Below are 18153 nucleotides of genomic sequence, written 5' to 3'. Positions count from 1 at the left end.
CCCTCCGCGGTCCAGTCCGGGCACCCCTGCCGAGCCTACGCCGCCACCGGGGACGGCGCCGCCCGCGTCAGACCAGGGGGACGGGGGCCCGGGCGAGGAGGGTCACCTCTCGTCGAAGTCGGCCGCGGCCACCCGGAGCGGGCGCAGGAGAGCGAAGATCTCCCCGCACTCCTCGGCGTCGTAGGCGCCCAGCCCGAAGTCGATCTCCATCAGCGCCTTCGTGGCCGCCTCGACCACCTCGCGGCCCTTGTCCGTGATCGACGCGAGGGTGCCTCGCCCGTCGTTCGGGTTCGGGCGCCGGGAGACGAGGCCGGACCTCACCAGCCGGTCCACCGTGTTCGTCACCGACGTCGGGTGCACCATCAGCCGCTCGCCGATCTTCGACATCGGCAGCTCGCCGGCCTTGGAGAAGGTCAGCAGCACCAGCGCCTCGTAGCGCGCGAAGGTCAGACCGTACGGCTTGACGACCGCGTCGACCTCGCCGAGCAGGATCTGGTGCGCCCGCATGATCGAGGTGATCGCGGCCATCGAGGGGACGGGACCCCAGCGTTGCTGCCAGAGTTCGTCGGCGCGGGCGATCGGGTCGAAGGGAAGGCTGAGCGGTTTGGCCACGCATCAGACCCTACCGGGCGGTCATTTGGCCGCGGGATCCGTCTCACGCTTCGGCCCGTCCGTCCGGCGCACCTCGGCGAGCAGCAGCAGGACGACCCCGGTGCCCAACACCGCGGCCGACGCCACCACCACGTGGACGGACAGGAACTCCGCCGCGAGTCCGGCGAGCGCCATGCCGACGCCCTGAAGGGTCATCAGCCCGGTGCTCAGCAGGGTCATCGCCCGGCCGCGCAGCTCCTCGGGTACGGCCTCGACGTACCACTGGTCGAGCCCGAGGGTGTACGCGTGGGCGAGCCCGGCCAGGACCAGCACCCCCAGCAGCAGCGGCAGGCCGGGCCGGACGGCGTACGCGAGCAGCGGCAGCAGCGAGAGCGCCGCGAGCGGGGCCGTGATCCGCGAACGCGTTCGGGCGGTGAGCGCGGAGCCCGCCCACACCTCCCCGGCGATGGCTCCGGCAGGCATCGCGCACATCAGCAGCCCGAGCCCGGCGGTGGAGATGCCGAGGCCGGTGGCGTACGGGGTCAGCAGTGCCTCGGGCACGACCACGAAGAGCGGCGGCAGCCAGGACAGCAGGGTCAGCGCCCGCAGCCGGCGGTGTCCCAGCACGGCGCGCAGCCCGGCGAGCGGGGAGACCCGCGCGCCGGCGCCGGCGCTCCGGGCGGGCCGGGCCCGGGTCCCCAGGCGCAGCAGGACCGCGGAGCCGAGGAAACCGGCGGCCGTGAGGAGGATGGCCCCGCGCGGGGCCAGCACGGTGAGCAGCAGCCCGCCGAGCCCGAAGCCGATGAGCTGGGCGCTCTGCGCCACCATGCGCAGCAGCGAGCGGCCCAGGACGTACGCGTCCCCGGCGCCGAGAACGTCGGCGAGGGAGGCGCTGCGGGTGCCCTGGAACAGCGGCGCGACGAAGGCCATCGCGCAGCGCAGTACGAGGAGCAGGGCGACCGGGGTGCCCGGCGCGGCCATGGCCGCCGCGCAGGCCGCGCAGACGAGGTCGCAGCCGACGAGCACCCGGCGGGCGGGGAGCCGGTCGGCGAGCGGCGCGAGGAGGGTGCCGCCGAGGGCGTAGGGGAGGAAGCCGAGGGCGAAGGTGAGCGCGCTCATCAGGGGGGAGCCGGTGGCGCGGTAGACGAGGACGGTGAGGGAGATCTCGGCGATGACGACGCCGAGCACGGACAGCAGGTGCGCGGCGAAGACCGGCCGGAACTCCCCGACCCGGAAGACGGCCCGGTATCCGGCGGGTTCCGGCGCGGGGGGCCGCTCGGGCGGCCCGGGGACGGGATGCGGCTCGGCGGCGGGTGCGCCCTGGTTGGCGGTGGTCATACGGTGCACCGTGGCGGCGCCTAGGCTGGGGTGCCAGAGATTCGTCCTCACCCGAATCACCCGCCTCCGGCCCGCCTACCGCCCACCGCCTACCGCCCACCGCCGCCCGGCACCCCGTCGCCCGCCCAGTCCGCCCCGTCCGCCCCGTCCCACCCCCGGAGGGACCCGTGCCCTTCCACTTCCGCTTCGGCCCCGCCGACCTGCTGCGCTGCCGGTTCTCGATCTCGCCCCGCTGGGAGACCCAGGAGGCGGTACGGGTCCTGCTGGACCGGCGGCGCCACGCCTACCACCTGCCCTGGCTCCGCGGGATCCGCACGGCGGCCGCCGGGCTGGACCTGCGGCCGCTGTGGCTGCTGATGCCGCGCACGGGACACAATCCGGACTTCCTCAGCCCGCCCCCGACGGGCCCGTCGGTCACCTTCGAGGAGGAGCTCGCGCGGGTCCGGGCCGCCGATCCGCAGGCGGCGCGGGAGGACCTGCGGCGCTCCCTGGTCTGCACCCCGGGCGCCCCGGAGAGCGCGGCCGGCCGGCGGATGCTGGACGACCCCGAACGGGCGGTCCAGGAGCTGGCCGACCTCTACGAGCAGGCCTGGCGGGCGCTGGTCGCCCCGCACTGGCCGCGGCTGCGCGCCCTGCTGGAGGCGGACGTCCTGTTCCACTCCCGGCGGCTGGCCGCGGGCGGGCTGGAAGCCCTCTTCGACGGCCTCCACCCGGATCTGCACTGGTCGGGGAACACCCTCAGCATCGCCCGCCGGGGCCACCACGACCGCTCCCTCGACGGCCAGGGGCTCCTCCTGATGCCGAGCGCCTTCGTCTGGCCGGAGGTGGTGGGCGGCTACGACCCGCCGTGGCAGCCGACCTTGGTATACCCGGCCCGCGGCATCGGCGCCCTGTGGACGGCTCCGGCCGGCCCGGCCCCGCGGGCACTGGCCCGGCTGCTGGGCCGCGCCCGCGCCGACGTCCTGTGCGCCCTGACCGAGCCGGCCTCGACCACCGCCCTGGCCCACCGCCTGTCCCTGGCCCCCTCCACCGTCTCCGCCCACCTCAAAACCCTCCAGGAAGCCGGCCTCCTCATCTCCGCGCGCCACGGCCACCAGATCCTGTACGAACGCACCCCGCTGGCCATCGCCCTGACGAATCCGGCTTCGCCGGGGTGAATCCGGCCCCTCCGGCGTGTGAGGAGCGGGGGTCCGGGGGCGGAGCCCCCGAGGAGGTCCGGGCACAGCCCGGCTGGGGGTCCCCCCGGACGGAGTCTGGGGATGGGCGAAGGGCGGGTAGGGGACAGCACCGCGCAGCGCCACCCCCTCCCCCCTCGCCCTCCCCCCACCCGGCCGCACTCGGCGGTGTCGCACCCCACCCCAACTGCCCGTTATGTCACGATGACCCGGCCCGCAGCCGCTCACCCCTTCGCCCCGAGGAAGCCGGATGCCAGCCCGCCGCACCCGCAGCCACCCCGCCACCCTCCTCGCCGCAGCCCTCGCTCTGACGGCGGCAGCCGCCTGCACGCCCGCCCCCACCGCGCGGCCGGAATCCGCCCCGCCCCACCCCCCGGCAGGGGTCGGCCTCGTCGACGAGTCGCCGTTCTGGGTGGACCCGCAGAGCGACGCCGCCCGCCAGGTCGCCGCCTGGGAGGCGCAGGGCCGCAACAGCGACGCCCAGGTGCTGCGCCGCATCGCCGACCGGCCGATGGCCCTGTGGGGCCCGGCCGGCGACCCCGGCCCCGAAATCCGCCGGGCCAGGGCGAGCGCCCGCGCGGCGGGCCGCACGCTGGTCCTCGTCGCGTACAACATCCCGTACCGGGACTGCGGGCAGCACTCGGCGGGCGGTGCCCGGGACGCAGCCGCGTACCGGAGCTGGATCGGCGCCTTTGCCGACAACATCGCCGACACCAAGGCCCTGGTCGTCCTGGAGCCGGACGCGGTCCCGCACCTGGTGGACGGCTGCACCCGGGCCGACCACCGCGACGAGCGCCTGCGGCTGCTCTCCGAGGCCGTCGACCGGCTCAAGCGCAACAAGAACACCAAGGTCTACCTGGACGCCGGCAACCCGGCGTGGATCCCGGACCCGAAGAAGCTGGTCGATCCCCTGTACGAGGCGGGGCTGGAGCGCGCCGACGGCTTCTCCCTCAACGTCTCCAACTTCCAGCCCAGCGCGGCCGGACGGGAGTACGGCGCCGCCCTGTCCAGGGCCACCAAGGGCAAGCACTTCGTCATCGACACCAGCCGCAACGGCGACGGCCCGCTCGAGGGCGACCGAGGCCAGGCCTGGTGCAACCCGCCGGGCCGGGCGCTGGGCACGCCCCCGACCGACGGGACGGGTGACCCGCTCGTGGACGCGTACCTCTGGGTCAAGCGGCCGGGCGAATCGGACGGCACCTGCCGCGGCGGCCCCACGGCCGGGAAGTGGTGGCCGGACTACGCCCTGGGCCTGGCCCGCCGCTCCACGGACTAGCTAGGCCCTGTCGTCAAACCCGCGTCCCTAACTCAGCCAGCCGTCCCGCGACGCCGGTGACGGCGGGGGCTCCGGAGCCGGCCGCACCCGGACCCACTTCGCCACCGACGGGGTGCCGTCCGCGTCCGTCACGAACAGCATGTACCAGCCGGGCGGCACCAGCGTCGGGTCGGCGGGCACGGTGACCGTCACCGTGCCGGCCGTCTTCTCCAGCCCGAGCTCGATCGAGCGCTGCTCCACGTCGGTGGTGTGCGTGACCGCGCTCGGCCGCATCAGCCGGGCCCGCTGGATCCGCTCGGCCCGGGAGGGCCGCGGCGGCCACAAAGGTGTCGGTGCGCGGGTAGCCAACTATTGATTTCGATTGTTGTCCGCGACTGGTCATCGAATAGCCCGTACGGGTGAACGTGAGGTGCTATCGACATACGGTCTTGGTCGGAACGCCAGTGTGAGTGGTGAACGTTGGTGCCGTTGCGGGATGGGGAGGGGTGGCTGGTGGTGCGTAGTGGGGGTCGGCGGAAGCGTGTACTGCGCACGCTGGCTGATCCGTTCACGGTGGCGGCGCCTGCGGGTGCGCGGATCCGGGATCGTCTGCGCCTGTCCGCCGGTGATGCTGAGGTTGTGCGGATGGTCGGTGAACATCTGGGCCGGTATTCCCGTGCTGATCTGGCTGAGCGTGTCCGTATCGGCAGGGTGCCGGTGAAGGAGAACAGGCGGGCGGATCGTAAACGTGTGCTGACGAGGGTGTCGTCGTCCCGGTGGGCAGGGGCGATCACCCGCGCAAGTGAGGATCAGTACCAGCTGTCCCTGCAGTGTCTCTTCGATGAGCGGGCCTCGCTGCGCCGGGCCATCGCGAAGATCAGTCAGCGTCTGGCGGTGCCGTGCGGGCAACGGGTGGTTGGCGTCCGGGGTTACCCGAGCCGGGCCGAGCGGGCGCAGAAGCAGCGCCGGTCGCAGGTCCTCACCGCACGTCTGGTGGAGGTGGAGCGGCGGATCGAGACCGGGCATCCGGCGATCGTCAGCGGTGGTCGACGGCTCGCCAAGACCCGGCACAACCTTGCCACCGCCGGGCTTACCGAAACCGAGTGGCGGGAACGGTGGGAGGCGCAGCGCATGTTCGTGACCGCCGACGGGGAGTCCGGTGCGCCGCATGGGAACTACACGATCACCGTCGATCCCTCTGACGGCGCGGCCACGATCGTCCTGCCCGAACCGCTCAGGCACCTCGCCAATGCACCGCGCGGCCGGTACCGGCTCGCCTGCACCGTCACCTTCAATCACCGCCGCGAGGAGTGGCTGGACCGGCTATGCGCCAACCAGGCCGTGCGCTACGACATCGTGTGCGACACGGAACGTGGCCGTTGGTACCTCGACGCCTCCTGGTCGACCCCGACAGCGCCTCTGCCGACTCCTGCCGAGCTGGCCGCAGCTGGCGTCCGGTTGCTGGCCGTGGACCTCAACGCCGGGCACCTCGCCGCCTGCGTCGTCGACGCCCACGGCAACCCCGTCGGCCGGCCAATCACCGTACCCACCGACCTGACCGGCCCCACATCTCAGCGCGACGGACGTCTGCGCGCCGCGATCGCCGAACTCATCCGCCTCGCGCACCAGCACGGCTGTGCTGGTCTGGCGATCGAGAACCTCGGCTTCACGAAGGCCCGCGCCACCGGCCGGGAAACCATGGGCCGGGGTAAGCGCGGCAAGGCGTTCCGCCGCACTGTCGCCGGACTACCGACCGCCCGCTTCCGCGACCGGCTGGCCGGCATGGCCCACCACGCCGGCCTGATCGTGGCCGCGGTCGACCCCGCTTACACCTCCCGCTGGGGAGCCCAGCACTGGAAGGCTCCACTCCAGAAGCAATCGAAGACCACGCTCGTCACTGGCCACCATGCGGCCTCGGTGGCGATCGGCAGGCGCGCCCTCGGACACGGGACACGGCGTCGGCCAGGTGTGACCGCACACGACCAGAGGATCGTCGCGCGGAGAGCTACCGGCCAGACCGGCACCGCACCGAGGGCACGCGGGACCACGAGCCCGCCAAGGACCACAGGCACACCCAATCCGGGTGGCAAGACCTGCCGGGACCGAAGCGACCAGCTCGCGCTGTTCCCCGTCCCCCAAAACCGTTCGGGGAGACAACCGGCCAGACCGGTTTGCAGCGATTCGGCCGACAGCGGCCAAGATCGCTAGGAACGGTAGTAGAACTGCGCCTTGCGGATATCGCTGGCGCCCCGGCCCCGGCAGTCGGCGGAGCCGCCCGTGGCGAAGACGGCGTCGTCGGGCAGCAGCATGCTGCTGGGGTAGTGGCCCCCCGCGGCAGCCTGGCCGTCGAGCAGAGGGCCCGGCAAGGCCCCCTTGAGGTCCACGACCGCAGTCCGAGCGGTGGCCAGCTTGGCCTCGCCAACCCCGCCACCACCGAGCACCATCCCCGCCGGAGTCGGCGGGCTCGTGGGGCGGGACCTTGTGGCCCAGCGGCCCGGGGGCATCCGGAAGCAGCCGCGCCAGTACTGCCGCAGGAGGGTCTCGTACGTCCCTCGCGACCAGCGCAGCTGCTGCGTGAAGAAGTCGGTCCAGGTGCTCGGCCCCTCCCCCACGGCGAGCACGTCGGGGGTGTAGACGGAACGCCAGAACCGTCCGGTCGCGGGGTTCCTGCTCCGGTGCAGCTCGAAGCCGGTGGCCATGTCCTCGGTGAGGGAGTCGTAGAGCCCGCCGACCTGCCGCAGCGCGCTGATCCGGACGGCGTTGTTGGTGCCGACGAACATGGGGGCGCCGTAGCGGTTTCCCGCGCGCTGGATCAGTGCGTGGAAGAGGTACTGCTGGGACTCGGCGGCCTTGGTGACCGAGGCGGTGTAGTTGCCGTAGACCTGCGGGCCGACGACGAAGGCGATGTCGGGGTCGCGGAAGAAGCCGAGCATCCGCTCCAGGTACTGCGGGAGCGGCACGTGGTCGGTGTCGACGGAGGCGAAGTAGTCGTAGTCGGCGCCGTGCCGGGCGAGCCAGGAGTTGTAGTTGCCGTGCTTGGTCCTCGCCCGGTGGGCGCCCTGGGCCGTGTTCCACTCGGCGACGCCCTTGCGGGTGAAGTGGCGCACTCCGAGCGCCGCGCACAGTTCCCTGGCCCCGGGGTCGTCTCCCTCGTCGAGGAGCCAGACGTCGAGCGGCCCGTCGTGGCGGACGGCGACGGCCCCGCGCAGGGTGGCGGCCGCCATGGAGAGGGGTTCCTTGCCGGGGACGTAGGTGGTGAGGAAGGCGACGCGGGTGCCGGGTTCGGCGGGGACCGGGACCGGGTCCCGGGCGACCATCGTGGCGTGGGCGATCGAGATCACGTTGACCACCATGAAGAGCATGATCAGGGCGACGGATCCGAGCATCACGGCGTCGAGCCGCACCAGCCATCCCTCGCCGCCCTCCCGGACGGTCCGGTGCGTGGGCCAGACGAGGTAGAGGAGCAGACCGGTGGCGGCGACGGGGGCGAGCGTCATGAGCGCGACGGCCCGTATTCGGGTCCGGAGGTCCTCGCGTGCGAGGAGGGAGCGGTAGCGCACCCGGTAGGCGGCGGGATCCGGCTCCTCACAGGGGCCGGCGAGCCGGCTGTGGGTCTCGTAGTCGAAGGCTTCCTGCCGCACGGTTCCTCCAGCGCTCGAAACCGAGGTACGTATCCCAACGAAAGGGGAGATGCCTCGGCCTGTCGAACGGGGTGCACCCACCCGGGCGGTTCCGTTCCGTGCCCTTGCGTTCAGGGCCGAACGGGTCACCGCACCGCTTCTACGCGGACGCCGGGGCCCCGGCCGCGCCCCTCAGCCGGCCCGGCCGCCGAGCAGGATGCCGCGTCCGGCGTAGAAGCGGTCCAGGTCGGCCCAGGGGACGGGCGCGTACTGCTGGGATCCGTCGGGGAAGCCGGAGGGATTGTGCACCAGGACGGCGTCCTCGGTGGCCCCGACGGCGAGCACCAGGTGGCCGCCCCTGGCCTCCACCACGGGGGTCAGGGTGCGGATCGCCCAATGGACCGACAGCATCGCCATCCCGCCCCCGGCGAGCGTGTCCCGGACGGTCCGGTGGTCCAGTACGGGCGCCGAGCGGGCGTCGAGGCCCCAGCGGGCGGTGACGTACTCGGCGAACGGCCGGTAGATCAGCCCCTTCACCGCGTCCCCGTCCCGCACGTACGCCCCGGCCGCGCTGAGCTCCTTCACCAGCTCCACCGAGGGCGGCACCGGGAGCCCCAGGCTCCCCAGCACCATCCGCAGGCAGGCCACTCCGCACATGCGGGGCGCCCAGAAGGCGTACTCCTCGGGGGAGTCGGCGCCCGAGGTGGACCACAGGGGATCCCGGGCCGCGTCGGCGCCCGCGACGAACTCGGGCACCAGCGCGGCGGACTCCCACTGGGAGTAGTACGGGACGGCGTGCTTGATCGTGGAGACGGTCATGCCTCCGAAGTCTGCTCTACGCGAGATGCCCCGGCCTCGGCGGCCGTGGGACGGGCCCGCTACTCGCAGGCCACGCCGTCACCGTCCCTGTCGAGATGGCGGCCGTAACCGGGGTCGCCGCGACGGATCGGGTCGGCTCCCGCGGCGCGGACGGCGGTGCAGTTCTTGTAGTACACGCTGCCGCCCCCACCACCGGTGGACGAACCGCCCGAGGAGGAACCGCCAGAGGAGGAACCGCCCGAGTCGTCCCCGTCGTCCGGCGCTTCGGGAGTGGGTTCGGGGTCCGGATGCAGCCTGCCGCCCGCCGCAGCCGGGCAGGCCGTGCCGGGTGCCACGACCTTCAGCCGGGCGCCCACGGTCTTCGGAGCCTGGATCTCCTTGCCCTCGGCCGGGTCCTGGAAGCAGACCTTCCAGTCGCCCACGGTCGCGGGCAGAGTGACGTCGGTGTACGCGCTCTCCGGTTCGACCGACTTCAGCCCGATCGGCTTGAGGGTCTCGGTCGCCCCGGCGAAGGGGAGACCCACGACCATCGGCATCTTCGGGTGAGCCGGGGCCGCGGTCGCCGAAGACGCGGGTATCGCGGTCGCCGAAGGCACCGCCGCCGCGGTCGCCGAAGGCGTGGTCGTCACGGTGGCCTCGGACGTGACCGCGGCCTTCGGCTTCGCGTCGGTCCCGGTCTTCTCCGGCGGGTCGCCCAGGAAGGGGGCGAAGAACCAGAGCCCGGCGAGGACCGTGGCGGTGATCTTCTTGCCCTTGCTCCAGCCGCTGGTCCACGCGAGGGCGATGCCACCGGGCGGGAAGACGACGAGCAGGGTGATGATCAGTGCCGGATGGTGCCACCAACGCCGTACGGGCGCATGCGGGTGGGGGTACGGCGGCGGGTAGCTCACGGAGTGTCCTTGCTGCTGATGCGTGCCGGGCCCGGCGAGCGTACATAAATGTGAAAGTTGTACCGATCGGTACGCGGGATTGACCCCGGATCGGTCCCGGACACGACGGCGTCACGGGGTGAGCCTGTCTTGGCGAGGCGTAATACGCGTCATACGCTGCGGCTGTGGCTGTGGCCAAGACCAGGATCAGCATCAGCCTCGAGCAGGAGCAGGCCGAGCGCATCAGGCGGCACGCCGAGCACGCCGGCCTGGACGTCTCCGCGTACCTCGTGCACGCGGCGACGCGCCAGATGGCCGAGACCGAGGCCATAGAGGCGCAGTTCGCGGACGTGGACGCCTTGATCTCGGCGGCAGAAGCCGAGGCCGCGAACGCACCGCAGGCGGACGCGGCCGTCCCGGAACTGACGGAACAGGAGCGGCGAGAGGTCGAAGCGGCCCTCGGTCTCGTCTACGGGGCGGATCGATCCGGTGCGCGTCCCGGAAAAGCCGCGTGAGCGCGGGGCGGGTCCCCGTCTACGACACCGGGATGCTCATCGCTCTCGCCGACCGCAAGGCCAAAGCGCTCCATCTGCATGAAGCCATGAAGGAGACCCCGCACCGGGCCCTGGTCCTGGGGCCGGTGCTGGCACAGGTGTGGCGCCCCCACCCGACCTTGGTCCATGCGCTGGCCACGATGCTCAAGGACTGCGCGGTGCCGCAGGCGCGGACTTCGGCCCCGCCGATGCGCGAGACCGGGGCGGGCCGTCCGGAGTGCATCGCCTGCGCGACGGGCTTCGACCCGGCGGACTGGCGCCGGGTCGGTACCGCCCTGGGGGAGGCCGGACTCCCCCCGAAGAAGCGGCCGGACGCAGTGGACGCCGCCGTGGCCCTGGCCGCCGCGAAGCACGGCAGTGCGGTGATCTTCACCAGCGACCCCGAGGACATCACCGCGTACCTGTCGGTGCTCAATCCGCCCGACGTGCACGTCCACGCCGTGTGAGCCGACGCGACGTGCGATCGGACGGGTCCCGCGATCCGGTCAGCCCGCGGCGAGGTGGCGTTCCACCGTTTCCATCTTGGACGTCATGCCGTCCGTGACGCCGGGGCGGATGTCGGCCTTGAGGATGAAGGAGACCCGGGGAGCGCGTGCCTCCACGGCGGCCACCGCGCGCTTGACCACGTCCATCACCTCGTCCCACTCGCCCTCGATGGTGGTGAACATGGCATCCGTGTGGTTCGGCAGCCCCGACGCGCGGACGACGCGGACGGCGTCGGCCACGTACTCGCCGACCTCTTCGCCGACGCCCAGCGGGGTCACCGAGAACGCGATCATCATGCGCGGGCTGCCTCGCGGGCGCGGGCGGCGAGCACGCCGGCCGTCTCGTCGCGCTTGAGCAGGCGGTCGCCGTAGAGCCCGCCGAAGGGGATCAGCGCCAGCAGGAAGAACAGTGCGACCTTCTTCAGGGGCCACTTCGCCTTGAACCAGACGTCCAGCAGGAAGACGCCGTAGATGACGAACAGGATCCCGTGGATGATGCCGAGCGGCATCATCAGGTAGTCGATGTCCGAGATCCGGCTCAGCACCGAGCCGAAGATCAGCAGCGCCGGGAACGAGAGCGCCTCCGGTACGGAGATGAGGCGCAGCCGGTGCAGGGCGGAAGCGGTCTTGATGTCCACGTGGAACCTTCGCGGTGGATGCCGGGGGTCCGTCCCAGTGTCTCAGCCGCCCCGGGCGATCTTGGCGCGGGGCCCTCGGTCCCTGCGGACCGGGGCGGACCGTGCCGAACCGTGACGGATATCGGCCAACGGGCCCTGTTCGGTGCCGCCCGCTGCGGATAACGTCTTCCCGTGGCTCAGTTCCGACTCCAAGGCAGCAAGGTGCTCGCCGTCGACCTGACCGGGGACGCCGTGAAAGCGAAAAACGGCTCCATGGTCGCGTACGACGGCCAGGTGGCCTTCAAGAAGATGACCGGCGGCGGCGAAGGCCTCCGCGGAATGGTGACCCGGCGGCTCACCGGCGAGCAGATGACCGTGATGGAAGTGCAGGGTCACGGCACCTGCTTCTTCGCCGACCGGGCGAGTGAGATCAATCTGGTCGATCTGCGCGGCGAGAAGCTCTACGTCGAGTCCAGCAACCTGCTGTGCACCGACGCCGGCCTGCGCACCGGCACCACCTTCACCGGCCTGCGCGGTGCATCGACGGGCAACGGCCTGTTCACCACGACCGTCGAGGGCAGCGGGCAGGCGGCGATCATGTCCGACGGCCCGGCGGTGGTGCTGCGCGTCAGCGCCCAGTACCCGCTCTCCGTCGACCCGGGGGCGTACATCGCGCACACCGGCAACCTCCAGCAGTCCTTCCAGTCCGGCGTGAACTTCCGCACGCTGATCGGCGAGGGCTCCGGCGAGTCCTTCCAGATCCGCTTCGAGGGCGAGGGCCTGGTGTACGTGCAGCCCAGCGAGCGCAACACCATCGGGGGCGACGTCTGATGCCGTTCCGCGAGATCAACTCGAAGATGGTCGAGGCCCAGGTCGTACCGGGGCAGAAGATGTACAGCCAGCGCGGCGCGATGCTCGCCTACCGCGGCGAGGTCTCCTTCACCCCGAGCCTGACCGGCGGCCAGGGCGGCGTGATGGGCATGATCGGGCGCCGGGTGGCGAACGAGCAGACCCCGCTGATGGAGGTCGAGGGCAGCGGCACCGTGATGTTCGGCCACGGCGGCCACCACATCCAGGTGATCAGCCTCACCGGCGAGACGCTCTACGTGGAGGCCGACCGGCTGCTCGCCTTCGACGGCACCCTGCAGCAGGGCACGATGTTCATGGGCGCGCAGGGCGGGGTCATGGGCATGGTCCGCGGCCAGGTGACCGGCCAGGGCCTGTTCACCACCACCCTCAAGGGCCACGGCTCGGTGGCCGTGATGGCCCACGGCGGGGTCATCGAGCTGCCGATCCACCCCGGCCGCCCGATCCACGTGGACCCGCAGGCCTACGTCGCCCACCACGGCGAGGTCCGCAACAAGCTGTCCACGGCGCTGGGCTGGCGGGACATGGTCGGGCGCGGCTCGGGCGAGGCGTTCCAGCTGGAGCTGTCCGGGCAGGGTGCGGTGTACGTACAGGCCTCAGAGGAGAAGTTGTGAACTTTGGTCCCGTGACCGGTGGACCGGGAGGTCCGACCGTCTTCGACCCGTACACCCTGCCGTCCGACGACAACGTCAACGCCTACACCTTCTGCGTGGAGCTCAAGGGGAGCCAGTGGTTCCTGCAGAAGGGCAAGATGATCGCCTACTACGGGCGCATCGAGTTCAACGGCATCGGCCACGGCCGGTTCGACCGGCTGCTGCGCACCAGCTTCCACTCGCCACTGCACGCGAGCGACTGGGTGGTGGCCGAGGGCCAGGGCAAGATGCTGCTCGCCGACCGGGCCTTCGACGTGAACTCGTACGACCTGGACAACGGCAACCTGACCATCCGGTCGGGCAACCTGCTCGCGTACCAGCCCACGCTCGCCCTCAAGCAGTCGATCGTGCCGGGCTTCCTCACCCTGATCGGGACCGGCAAGTTCGTGGCGGCCTCCAACGGGCCGGTGGTGTTCATGGAGCCGCCGCTGCGCGTGGACCCGCAGGCGCTGGTGGGCTGGGCGGACTGCCCCTCCCCCTGTCACCATTACGACCACAAGTACATGTCGGGCGTGATCGGCGGCCTGCGCTCGCTGACGGGCATCGGGGGTTCCTCGGGCGAGGAGCACCAGTTCGAGTTCGTCGGCGCGGGTACGGTGCTGCTCCAGTCCTCGGAGATGCTGATGGCGGAGCAGGCGGTCGGCACCGTCGGCCCCGGCGCGGCCACGGGCAACGCCCAGGGCGTGCCCGGACAGGGGCCGATGGGGCAGAGCGGCGTACCGCGGATGCCGGGGCAGCTGGGCGATCTCCAGAGGCGCTTCGGGCTGTAGGGAACCTCTCATTCCGCCGCATTTTTGTACGCAATTCAACTTCTTAGGTAGAGTTCTTTCATGGAGACCATCGAGACCGAGACGGCCACCCCCTGGCTGAACGACGCCGAGCAGTGCGCCTGGCGCACCCACCTGGACGTCAGCCGGCTGCTGAGTCACCAGCTGGAAAAGGACCTCCAGCCGTTCGGGCTCACCAACAACGACTACGAGATCCTCGTGAACCTCTCCGAATCCGAGGAACACCGGATGCGGATGAGCGATCTCGCGACGTCCACGCTGCAGTCCAAGAGCCGGCTCTCCCACCAGATCACCCGCATGGAATCGGCGGGCCTCGTCCGCCGTGTGAACTGCGAGTCCGACCGCCGCGGGCTCTACGCCGTCCTCACGCCCGAGGGCATGGAGACGATGCGCAAGGTCGCCCCGCACCACGTGGCGTCCGTCCGCCGGCACTTCATCGACCTGCTCACCCCGGACGCCATCGCCGCGCTGCGCGCCGCGCTCGGACCGGTCGCCGAGCACCTGCGCGCGGGCCGCGGCAAGGCCTGAGCCGGGCCGGACGGCCCCGGGCCGGGCCGCGGGCTCGTCCCGAGCGGCGGTCCTCGGCCGCGGGCCGGAGAATGGGCGGTAACGCTCGCTCGCCGGCCGCCGCCGAGCAACCGTAAGCGCCATGGCCGGCCTGAGGAGGTCATGCCATGAAGCGCACCCTGTACGTCTCGTCGGCCGCGGTCGCCGCGGCCCTGCTGGTCGCAGGGCCGGTGGCGGCCGCCGCCGCTTCCACGGCCGAAGCGGCCACCGGCGGCGTCTCCGCGCCCCTGCGCGCCGCGGTCGATGCCGAGGGGGCCGCCGCGGCGGCCCTCAAGAGCCACCCCGGAGTCATCGAGTCCCTCGACAAGGACGGCTCGGTCTGGCACGTGAACGTGATCGGCAAGGACGGCGGCAACACGGAGCTGCTCGTCACCGCGGCCACCGGATCGGTCGCCGTCGAGAACTCGGACGAGAACGACGACGACGGGGACGAGGACGCCGCCCTGGTCGCCGCGAAGGTCACCGCCCAGCAGGCCATGAAGGCCGCGGTCGCCGCCCATCCCGGCCAGGTGTGGTCGGTGCAGTGGGACGACGATGACGACAACAACAAGACCTACTGGGACGTGGAGGTCAAGTCCGGCGGCAGCACGACGAACGTCCACGTCGACCCCACGTCCGGCAAGGCCACGGTGTCCCACTCGGACAACGACAACGACAACGACGAGAACGACGACAACGGCTAGGCCCAGGCCCGGCCGGGCCCGGCCCGGGTGTACGGAAGCCGCACCCCGTGGACGGGATGCGGCTTCCGTATGTGGTCGTTCCGTGCTCACGGTCAGGCGTTGGGACGCTTTCCGTGGTTGGCCTTCTTCTTCTTGCGGGCTCGCTTCTTGTTGCCGCGCTTCGCCATGAAACCTCCCTGCGTCGGGGCATTCCGGGCGTTCGCCAGTCTATGACCGGCCCGCGGGCTCCGCATCCGGTTCCGGCGCTTCCGTCAGGGTCGACAGCAGCGCGTCCGAGGCCGCGTACGGATCCAGCTCGCCCGCCGCCACCCGCCCGGCCAGGGCCTCCAGGTGGGTGTCGCCGTGCACGTCGGCCAGCCGGGCCCTCAGCGCGGTGATCGCGATCGTTTCCACCTCGCGCGCGGCCCGGGCCGTACGCCGCTGCGCCAGCACCCCGCGCTCGTCCATCCACGCCCGGTGCTTCTCCAGCGCCTCGACCAGCTCGTCGATGCCCGTACCGCGCGCCGCGACCGTCTTGACGATCGGCGGCCGCCAGTCGCCCTTGCCCCGGGACTCCCCCAGGCTCAGCATGTGGTTCAGTTCCCGGGCGGTGGCGTCCGCGCCGTCCCGGTCGGCCTTGTTCACCACGTAGACGTCGCCGATCTCCAGGATGCCCGCCTTCGCGGCCTGGATCCCGTCGCCCATCCCGGGGGCCAGCAGCACCACCGAGGTGTCGGCCTGCGCCGCGATCTCCACCTCCGACTGCCCGACCCCGACGGTCTCGACCAGGATCACCTCGCAGCCGGCCGCGTCCAGCACCCGGATCGCCTGCGGGGCGGCCCAGGCGAGTCCGCCCAGGTGGCCGCGGGTGGCCATGGAGCGGATGTAGACCCCCGGGTCGGACGCGTGGTCCGACATCCGCACCCGGTCGCCGAGCAGCGCGCCCCCGCTGAACGGCGAGGACGGGTCGACGGCCAGGACGCCGACCCGCTTGCCGGCCTGCCGGTACGCGGAGACCAGCGCCGAGGTGGTCGTGGACTTGCCGACGCCCGGGGAGCCGGTGAGGCCCACCACGTACGCGTTGCCCGTGAGCGGCGCCAGCGCCGCCATCACCTCGCGCAGCTGCGGGGACGCCCCCTCGACCAGCGAGATCAGCCGGGCGACCGCTCGCGGCCTGCCCTCGCGGGCCTGGGCCACCAGCTGGGGGACGTCCACCGCCGTCATTCTTGCTGCGCTCCTTGCTTCTCGGGGGTCTCGCGGGTCCCGCGGGCCTCGTACGGGTACGGCTACGGGTGCGGCTACGGGTGCGGGCGGCCGGGTGGCCGCCCCTCCCCTACGGGACGCGGACGATCAGGGCGTCTCCCTGGCCGCCGCCACCGCACAGGGCGGCCGCACCGACCCCGCCGCCGCGGCGCTTGAGCTCCAGCGCCAAGTGCAGCACCACGCGGGCGCCGGACATGCCGATCGGGTGACCCAGGGCGATGGCGCCGCCGTTGACGTTCACCTTTTCAGGGGTCACGCCGAGGTCCTTCATCGACTGCACGGCGACCGCCGCGAAGGCCTCGTTGATCTCGATGAGGTCGAGGTCCTCGACGCCGAGGCCCTCCTTCTTCAGGGCGTGCAGGATCGCGTTGGAGGGCTGCGACTGGAGCGAGTTGTCCGGGCCCGCCACGTTGCCGTGGGCGCCGATCTCGGCGAGCCACTCCAGGCCCAGCTCCTCGGCCTTGGCCTTGCTCATCACGACCACGGCGGCGGCGCCGTCGCTGATCTGCGAGGAGGTGCCGGCGGTGATGGTGCCGTCCTTCGCGAAGGCCGGACGCAGCTTGCCGAGGGACTCGACCGTGGTCTCGGCCCGGATGCCCTCGTCCTGGGAGAACACCACCGGCTCGCCCTTGCGCTGCGGGATCTCGACCGGGGTGATCTCGGCCTCGAAGACGCCGTTCTTCTGCGCGGCGGCGGCGCGCTGGTGGGAGGTGGCCGCGAACGCGTCCTGCGGGGCCCGCTCGATGCCGAGGCGGGTGTTGTGCTTCTCGGTGGACTCGCCCATCGCGATGTTCTCGAAGGCGTCGGTGAGGCCGTCGTAGGCCATCGCGTCGAGCATCTCGATGGCGCCGTACTTGAAGCCCTCACGGGACTTCGGCAGCAGGTGCGGGGCGTTGGTCATGGACTCCTGACCGCCCGCGACCACGATGTCGAACTCCCCGGCGCGAATCAGCTGGTCGGCCAGGGCGATGGCGTCGAGGCCCGACAGGCACACCTTGTTGATGGTGAGCGCGGGCACGTTCATGGGGATTCCGCCCTTGGCGGCGGCCTGGCGGGCGGGGATCTGGCCCGCACCGGCCTGCAGAACCTGGCCCATGATCACGTACTGGACCTGGTCACCCGAGATCCCGGCCCGCTCCAGCGCGGACTTGATGGCGAAGCCGCCGAGGTCGGCACCCGAGAAGGACTTCAGCGAGCCGAGCAGTCGCCCCATGGGCGTGCGGGCCCCGGCGACGATCACTGACGTGGTGTTGTTCGTTCCGGACATGGAGCACAGCCCCTTGAAGATGAGGAGTGAACGAGGGTTTACCCGAATGTACTGAGCGGTACCCGTGCCGTCACCGGCCCGCCAGTGTGATCGCGCGCACGTTGCGTAACCGCCTCCGGTAGCGCTGCACTGTGTCCATGCTGACAAGAATCGACCACATCGGGATCGCCTGCTTCGACCTGGACACGACGGTTGAGTTCTACCGTGCCACGTACGGCTTCGAGGTGTTCCACTCCGAGGTCAACGAGGAGCAGGGCGTCCGCGAGGCCATGCTGAAGATCAACGAGACCTCCGACGGCGGAGCCTCCTACCTCCAGCTCCTGGAACCCACCCGCGAGGACTCCGCGGTCGGCAAGTGGCTGGCCAAGAACGGCGAGGGCGTCCACCACATCGCCTTCGGCACCGAGGACGTCCAGGGCGACTCGGAAGCCATCCGCGGCAAGGGCGTCCGCGTCCTCTACGACCAGCCCCGCACCGGCTCGATGGGCTCCTCCATCACCTTCCTGCACCCCAAGGACTGCCATGGCGTCCTCACCGAACTGGTCACGAGCAACCCCGACCAGTCAACGGCTCGGCACTGACGGGCTTGCGTTACGGCGCACCACTGGCCGTGGTGCGCCGTACGACCGGCAGGCGAAGCGGGCCCGGGAGACCCGGTTCGCCTTGTCGACACGGCCGCACTCGGAGCAGGTGCGGGAGGTGAAGCCGCCTCATTGCAGGCGCGCAAGGTCGCCGCGAGCGCCGACTCCTGTGGCGCCGTCGG

The 18153-nt window shown here is 71.8% G+C and carries 20 protein-coding genes and 2 pseudogenes; 11 read left to right on the top strand and 11 right to left on the bottom strand.

Annotation, left to right across the window (positions count from 1 at the left end):
• Nucleotides 1–102: 102 nt before the first annotated feature.
• Nucleotides 103–612 (bottom strand): MarR family winged helix-turn-helix transcriptional regulator, encoded by a 510-nt coding sequence (locus OG247_RS29195; protein WP_327254997.1) that lies wholly within the window; start codon nucleotides 610–612, stop codon nucleotides 103–105.
• 21 nt (nucleotides 613–633) lie between these two features.
• Nucleotides 634–1929, bottom strand: a complete 1296-nt coding sequence (locus tag OG247_RS29190) for an MFS transporter (protein WP_327254996.1) — start codon at nucleotides 1927–1929, stop codon at nucleotides 634–636.
• 167 nt (nucleotides 1930–2096) lie between these two features.
• Between OG247_RS29190 and OG247_RS29185 the strand changes: the two genes are divergently transcribed.
• Both OG247_RS29185 and OG247_RS29180 read left to right on the top strand, forming a co-directional pair.
• A complete protein-coding gene (locus OG247_RS29185) occupies nucleotides 2097–3086 on the top strand; it encodes an ArsR/SmtB family transcription factor (RefSeq protein WP_327254995.1) in 990 nt (329 codons plus the stop codon).
• Between the two features lie 268 nt (nucleotides 3087–3354).
• A complete protein-coding gene (locus tag OG247_RS29180) occupies nucleotides 3355–4380 on the top strand; it encodes a glycoside hydrolase family 6 protein (protein ID WP_327254994.1) in 1026 nt (341 codons plus the stop codon).
• Nucleotides 4381–4524: 144 nt separating this feature from the next.
• Here OG247_RS29180 and OG247_RS44905 read toward each other — a convergent pair.
• Nucleotides 4525–4653 (bottom strand): annotated as a pseudogene (locus tag OG247_RS44905) (DUF1929 domain-containing protein); the annotation flags it as partial.
• 351 nt (nucleotides 4654–5004) lie between these two features.
• Here OG247_RS44905 and OG247_RS29170 point away from each other — a divergent pair.
• Entirely contained in the window at nucleotides 5005–6567 is a 1563-nt protein-coding gene (locus tag OG247_RS29170) for a hypothetical protein (RefSeq protein WP_327254993.1), read from the top strand.
• A 281-nt stretch (nucleotides 6568–6848) separates the two neighbouring features.
• On the opposite strand, the pseudogene OG247_RS29165 reads toward OG247_RS29170, so the two are convergent.
• The 3 genes and pseudogenes from OG247_RS29165 to OG247_RS44900 all read right to left on the bottom strand — a co-directional run.
• Nucleotides 6849–8000, bottom strand: a pseudogene (locus tag OG247_RS29165) (glycosyltransferase family 2 protein); the annotation flags it as partial.
• A gap of 171 nt (nucleotides 8001–8171) precedes the next feature.
• The gene (locus tag OG247_RS29160; RefSeq protein WP_327254992.1) at nucleotides 8172–8798 is read right to left on the bottom strand and encodes a C39 family peptidase; all 627 of its coding nucleotides are present in this window, start codon (nucleotides 8796–8798) and stop codon (nucleotides 8172–8174) included.
• Between the two features lie 59 nt (nucleotides 8799–8857).
• Nucleotides 8858–9688 (bottom strand): excalibur calcium-binding domain-containing protein, encoded by an 831-nt coding sequence (locus tag OG247_RS44900; protein WP_442813445.1) that lies wholly within the window; start codon nucleotides 9686–9688, stop codon nucleotides 8858–8860.
• Between the two features lie 164 nt (nucleotides 9689–9852).
• On the opposite strand from OG247_RS44900, the gene OG247_RS29150 reads away from it, so the two are divergent.
• Nucleotides 9853–10182, top strand: coding sequence for a hypothetical protein (locus OG247_RS29150; protein ID WP_327254991.1), 330 nt, complete (start codon nucleotides 9853–9855; stop codon nucleotides 10180–10182).
• On the top strand, nucleotides 10179–10667 hold the full coding sequence (locus OG247_RS29145) for a hypothetical protein (RefSeq protein WP_327254990.1): 489 nt from the start codon (nucleotides 10179–10181) through the stop codon (nucleotides 10665–10667). Before OG247_RS29150 ends, OG247_RS29145 begins: the two co-directional genes overlap by 4 nt.
• 39 nt (nucleotides 10668–10706) lie before the next feature.
• Here the strand turns inward: OG247_RS29145 and OG247_RS29140 are convergent, their stop codons facing one another.
• On the bottom strand, nucleotides 10707–11003 hold the full coding sequence (locus OG247_RS29140; RefSeq protein WP_327254989.1) for an MTH1187 family thiamine-binding protein: 297 nt from the start codon (nucleotides 11001–11003) through the stop codon (nucleotides 10707–10709).
• Nucleotides 11000–11344 (bottom strand): DUF3817 domain-containing protein, encoded by a 345-nt coding sequence (locus tag OG247_RS29135; RefSeq protein ID WP_327254988.1) that lies wholly within the window; start codon nucleotides 11342–11344, stop codon nucleotides 11000–11002. Before OG247_RS29135 ends, OG247_RS29140 begins: the two co-directional genes overlap by 4 nt.
• Nucleotides 11345–11515: 171 nt before the next feature.
• Here OG247_RS29135 and OG247_RS29130 point away from each other — a divergent pair, with 171 nt between their 5' ends.
• The 5 genes from OG247_RS29130 (at nucleotide 11516) to OG247_RS29110 (ending at nucleotide 14881) form a co-directional block, all read left to right on the top strand.
• Nucleotides 11516–12154, top strand: a complete 639-nt coding sequence (locus OG247_RS29130; RefSeq protein WP_327254987.1) for an AIM24 family protein — start codon at nucleotides 11516–11518, stop codon at nucleotides 12152–12154.
• Nucleotides 12154–12804, top strand: coding sequence for an AIM24 family protein (locus OG247_RS29125; protein WP_327254986.1), 651 nt, complete (start codon nucleotides 12154–12156; stop codon nucleotides 12802–12804). Before OG247_RS29130 ends, OG247_RS29125 begins: the two co-directional genes overlap by 1 nt.
• Nucleotides 12805–12815: 11 nt before the next feature.
• The gene (locus tag OG247_RS29120; RefSeq protein ID WP_327257677.1) at nucleotides 12816–13613 is read left to right on the top strand and encodes an AIM24 family protein; all 798 of its coding nucleotides are present in this window, start codon (nucleotides 12816–12818) and stop codon (nucleotides 13611–13613) included.
• A 69-nt stretch (nucleotides 13614–13682) separates the two neighbouring features.
• Nucleotides 13683–14159 carry a MarR family winged helix-turn-helix transcriptional regulator gene (locus tag OG247_RS29115; RefSeq protein WP_327257676.1) on the top strand — a complete coding sequence of 159 codons (477 nt, stop codon included), beginning with the start codon at nucleotides 13683–13685 and terminating at the stop codon, nucleotides 14157–14159.
• 146 nt (nucleotides 14160–14305) lie between these two features.
• Nucleotides 14306–14881: a PepSY domain-containing protein gene (locus OG247_RS29110; RefSeq protein ID WP_327254985.1), complete on the top strand. Its 576-nt coding sequence runs from the start codon at nucleotides 14306–14308 to the stop codon at nucleotides 14879–14881.
• 92 nt (nucleotides 14882–14973) lie between these two features.
• On the opposite strand, the gene OG247_RS44895 is transcribed toward OG247_RS29110, so the two are convergent.
• The 3 genes from OG247_RS44895 to OG247_RS29100 all read right to left on the bottom strand — a co-directional run bounded on the left by OG247_RS44895 (nucleotide 14974) and on the right by OG247_RS29100 (nucleotide 17390).
• Nucleotides 14974–15048 carry a 50S ribosomal protein bL37 gene (locus OG247_RS44895; RefSeq protein WP_099895366.1) on the bottom strand — a complete coding sequence of 25 codons (75 nt, stop codon included), beginning with the start codon at nucleotides 15046–15048 and terminating at the stop codon, nucleotides 14974–14976.
• Nucleotides 15049–15088: 40 nt separating this feature from the next.
• Entirely contained in the window at nucleotides 15089–16084 is a 996-nt protein-coding gene (gene meaB / locus OG247_RS29105) for a methylmalonyl Co-A mutase-associated GTPase MeaB (RefSeq protein WP_327254984.1), read from the bottom strand.
• A 109-nt stretch (nucleotides 16085–16193) separates the two neighbouring features.
• On the bottom strand, nucleotides 16194–17390 hold the full coding sequence (locus OG247_RS29100; protein ID WP_327254983.1) for an acetyl-CoA C-acetyltransferase: 1197 nt from the start codon (nucleotides 17388–17390) through the stop codon (nucleotides 16194–16196).
• 137 nt (nucleotides 17391–17527) lie between these two features.
• Here OG247_RS29100 and mce point away from each other — a divergent pair, with 137 nt between their 5' ends.
• Nucleotides 17528–17971, top strand: coding sequence for a methylmalonyl-CoA epimerase (gene mce / locus OG247_RS29095; RefSeq protein WP_327254982.1), 444 nt, complete (start codon nucleotides 17528–17530; stop codon nucleotides 17969–17971).
• Nucleotides 17972–18153: the final 182 nt, after the last annotated feature.

The organism is Streptomyces sp. NBC_01244 (assembly GCF_035987325.1).
GTDB lineage: Bacteria > Actinomycetota > Actinomycetes > Streptomycetales > Streptomycetaceae > Streptomyces.
This window is presented reverse-complemented; position numbering and strand designations above follow the sequence as displayed.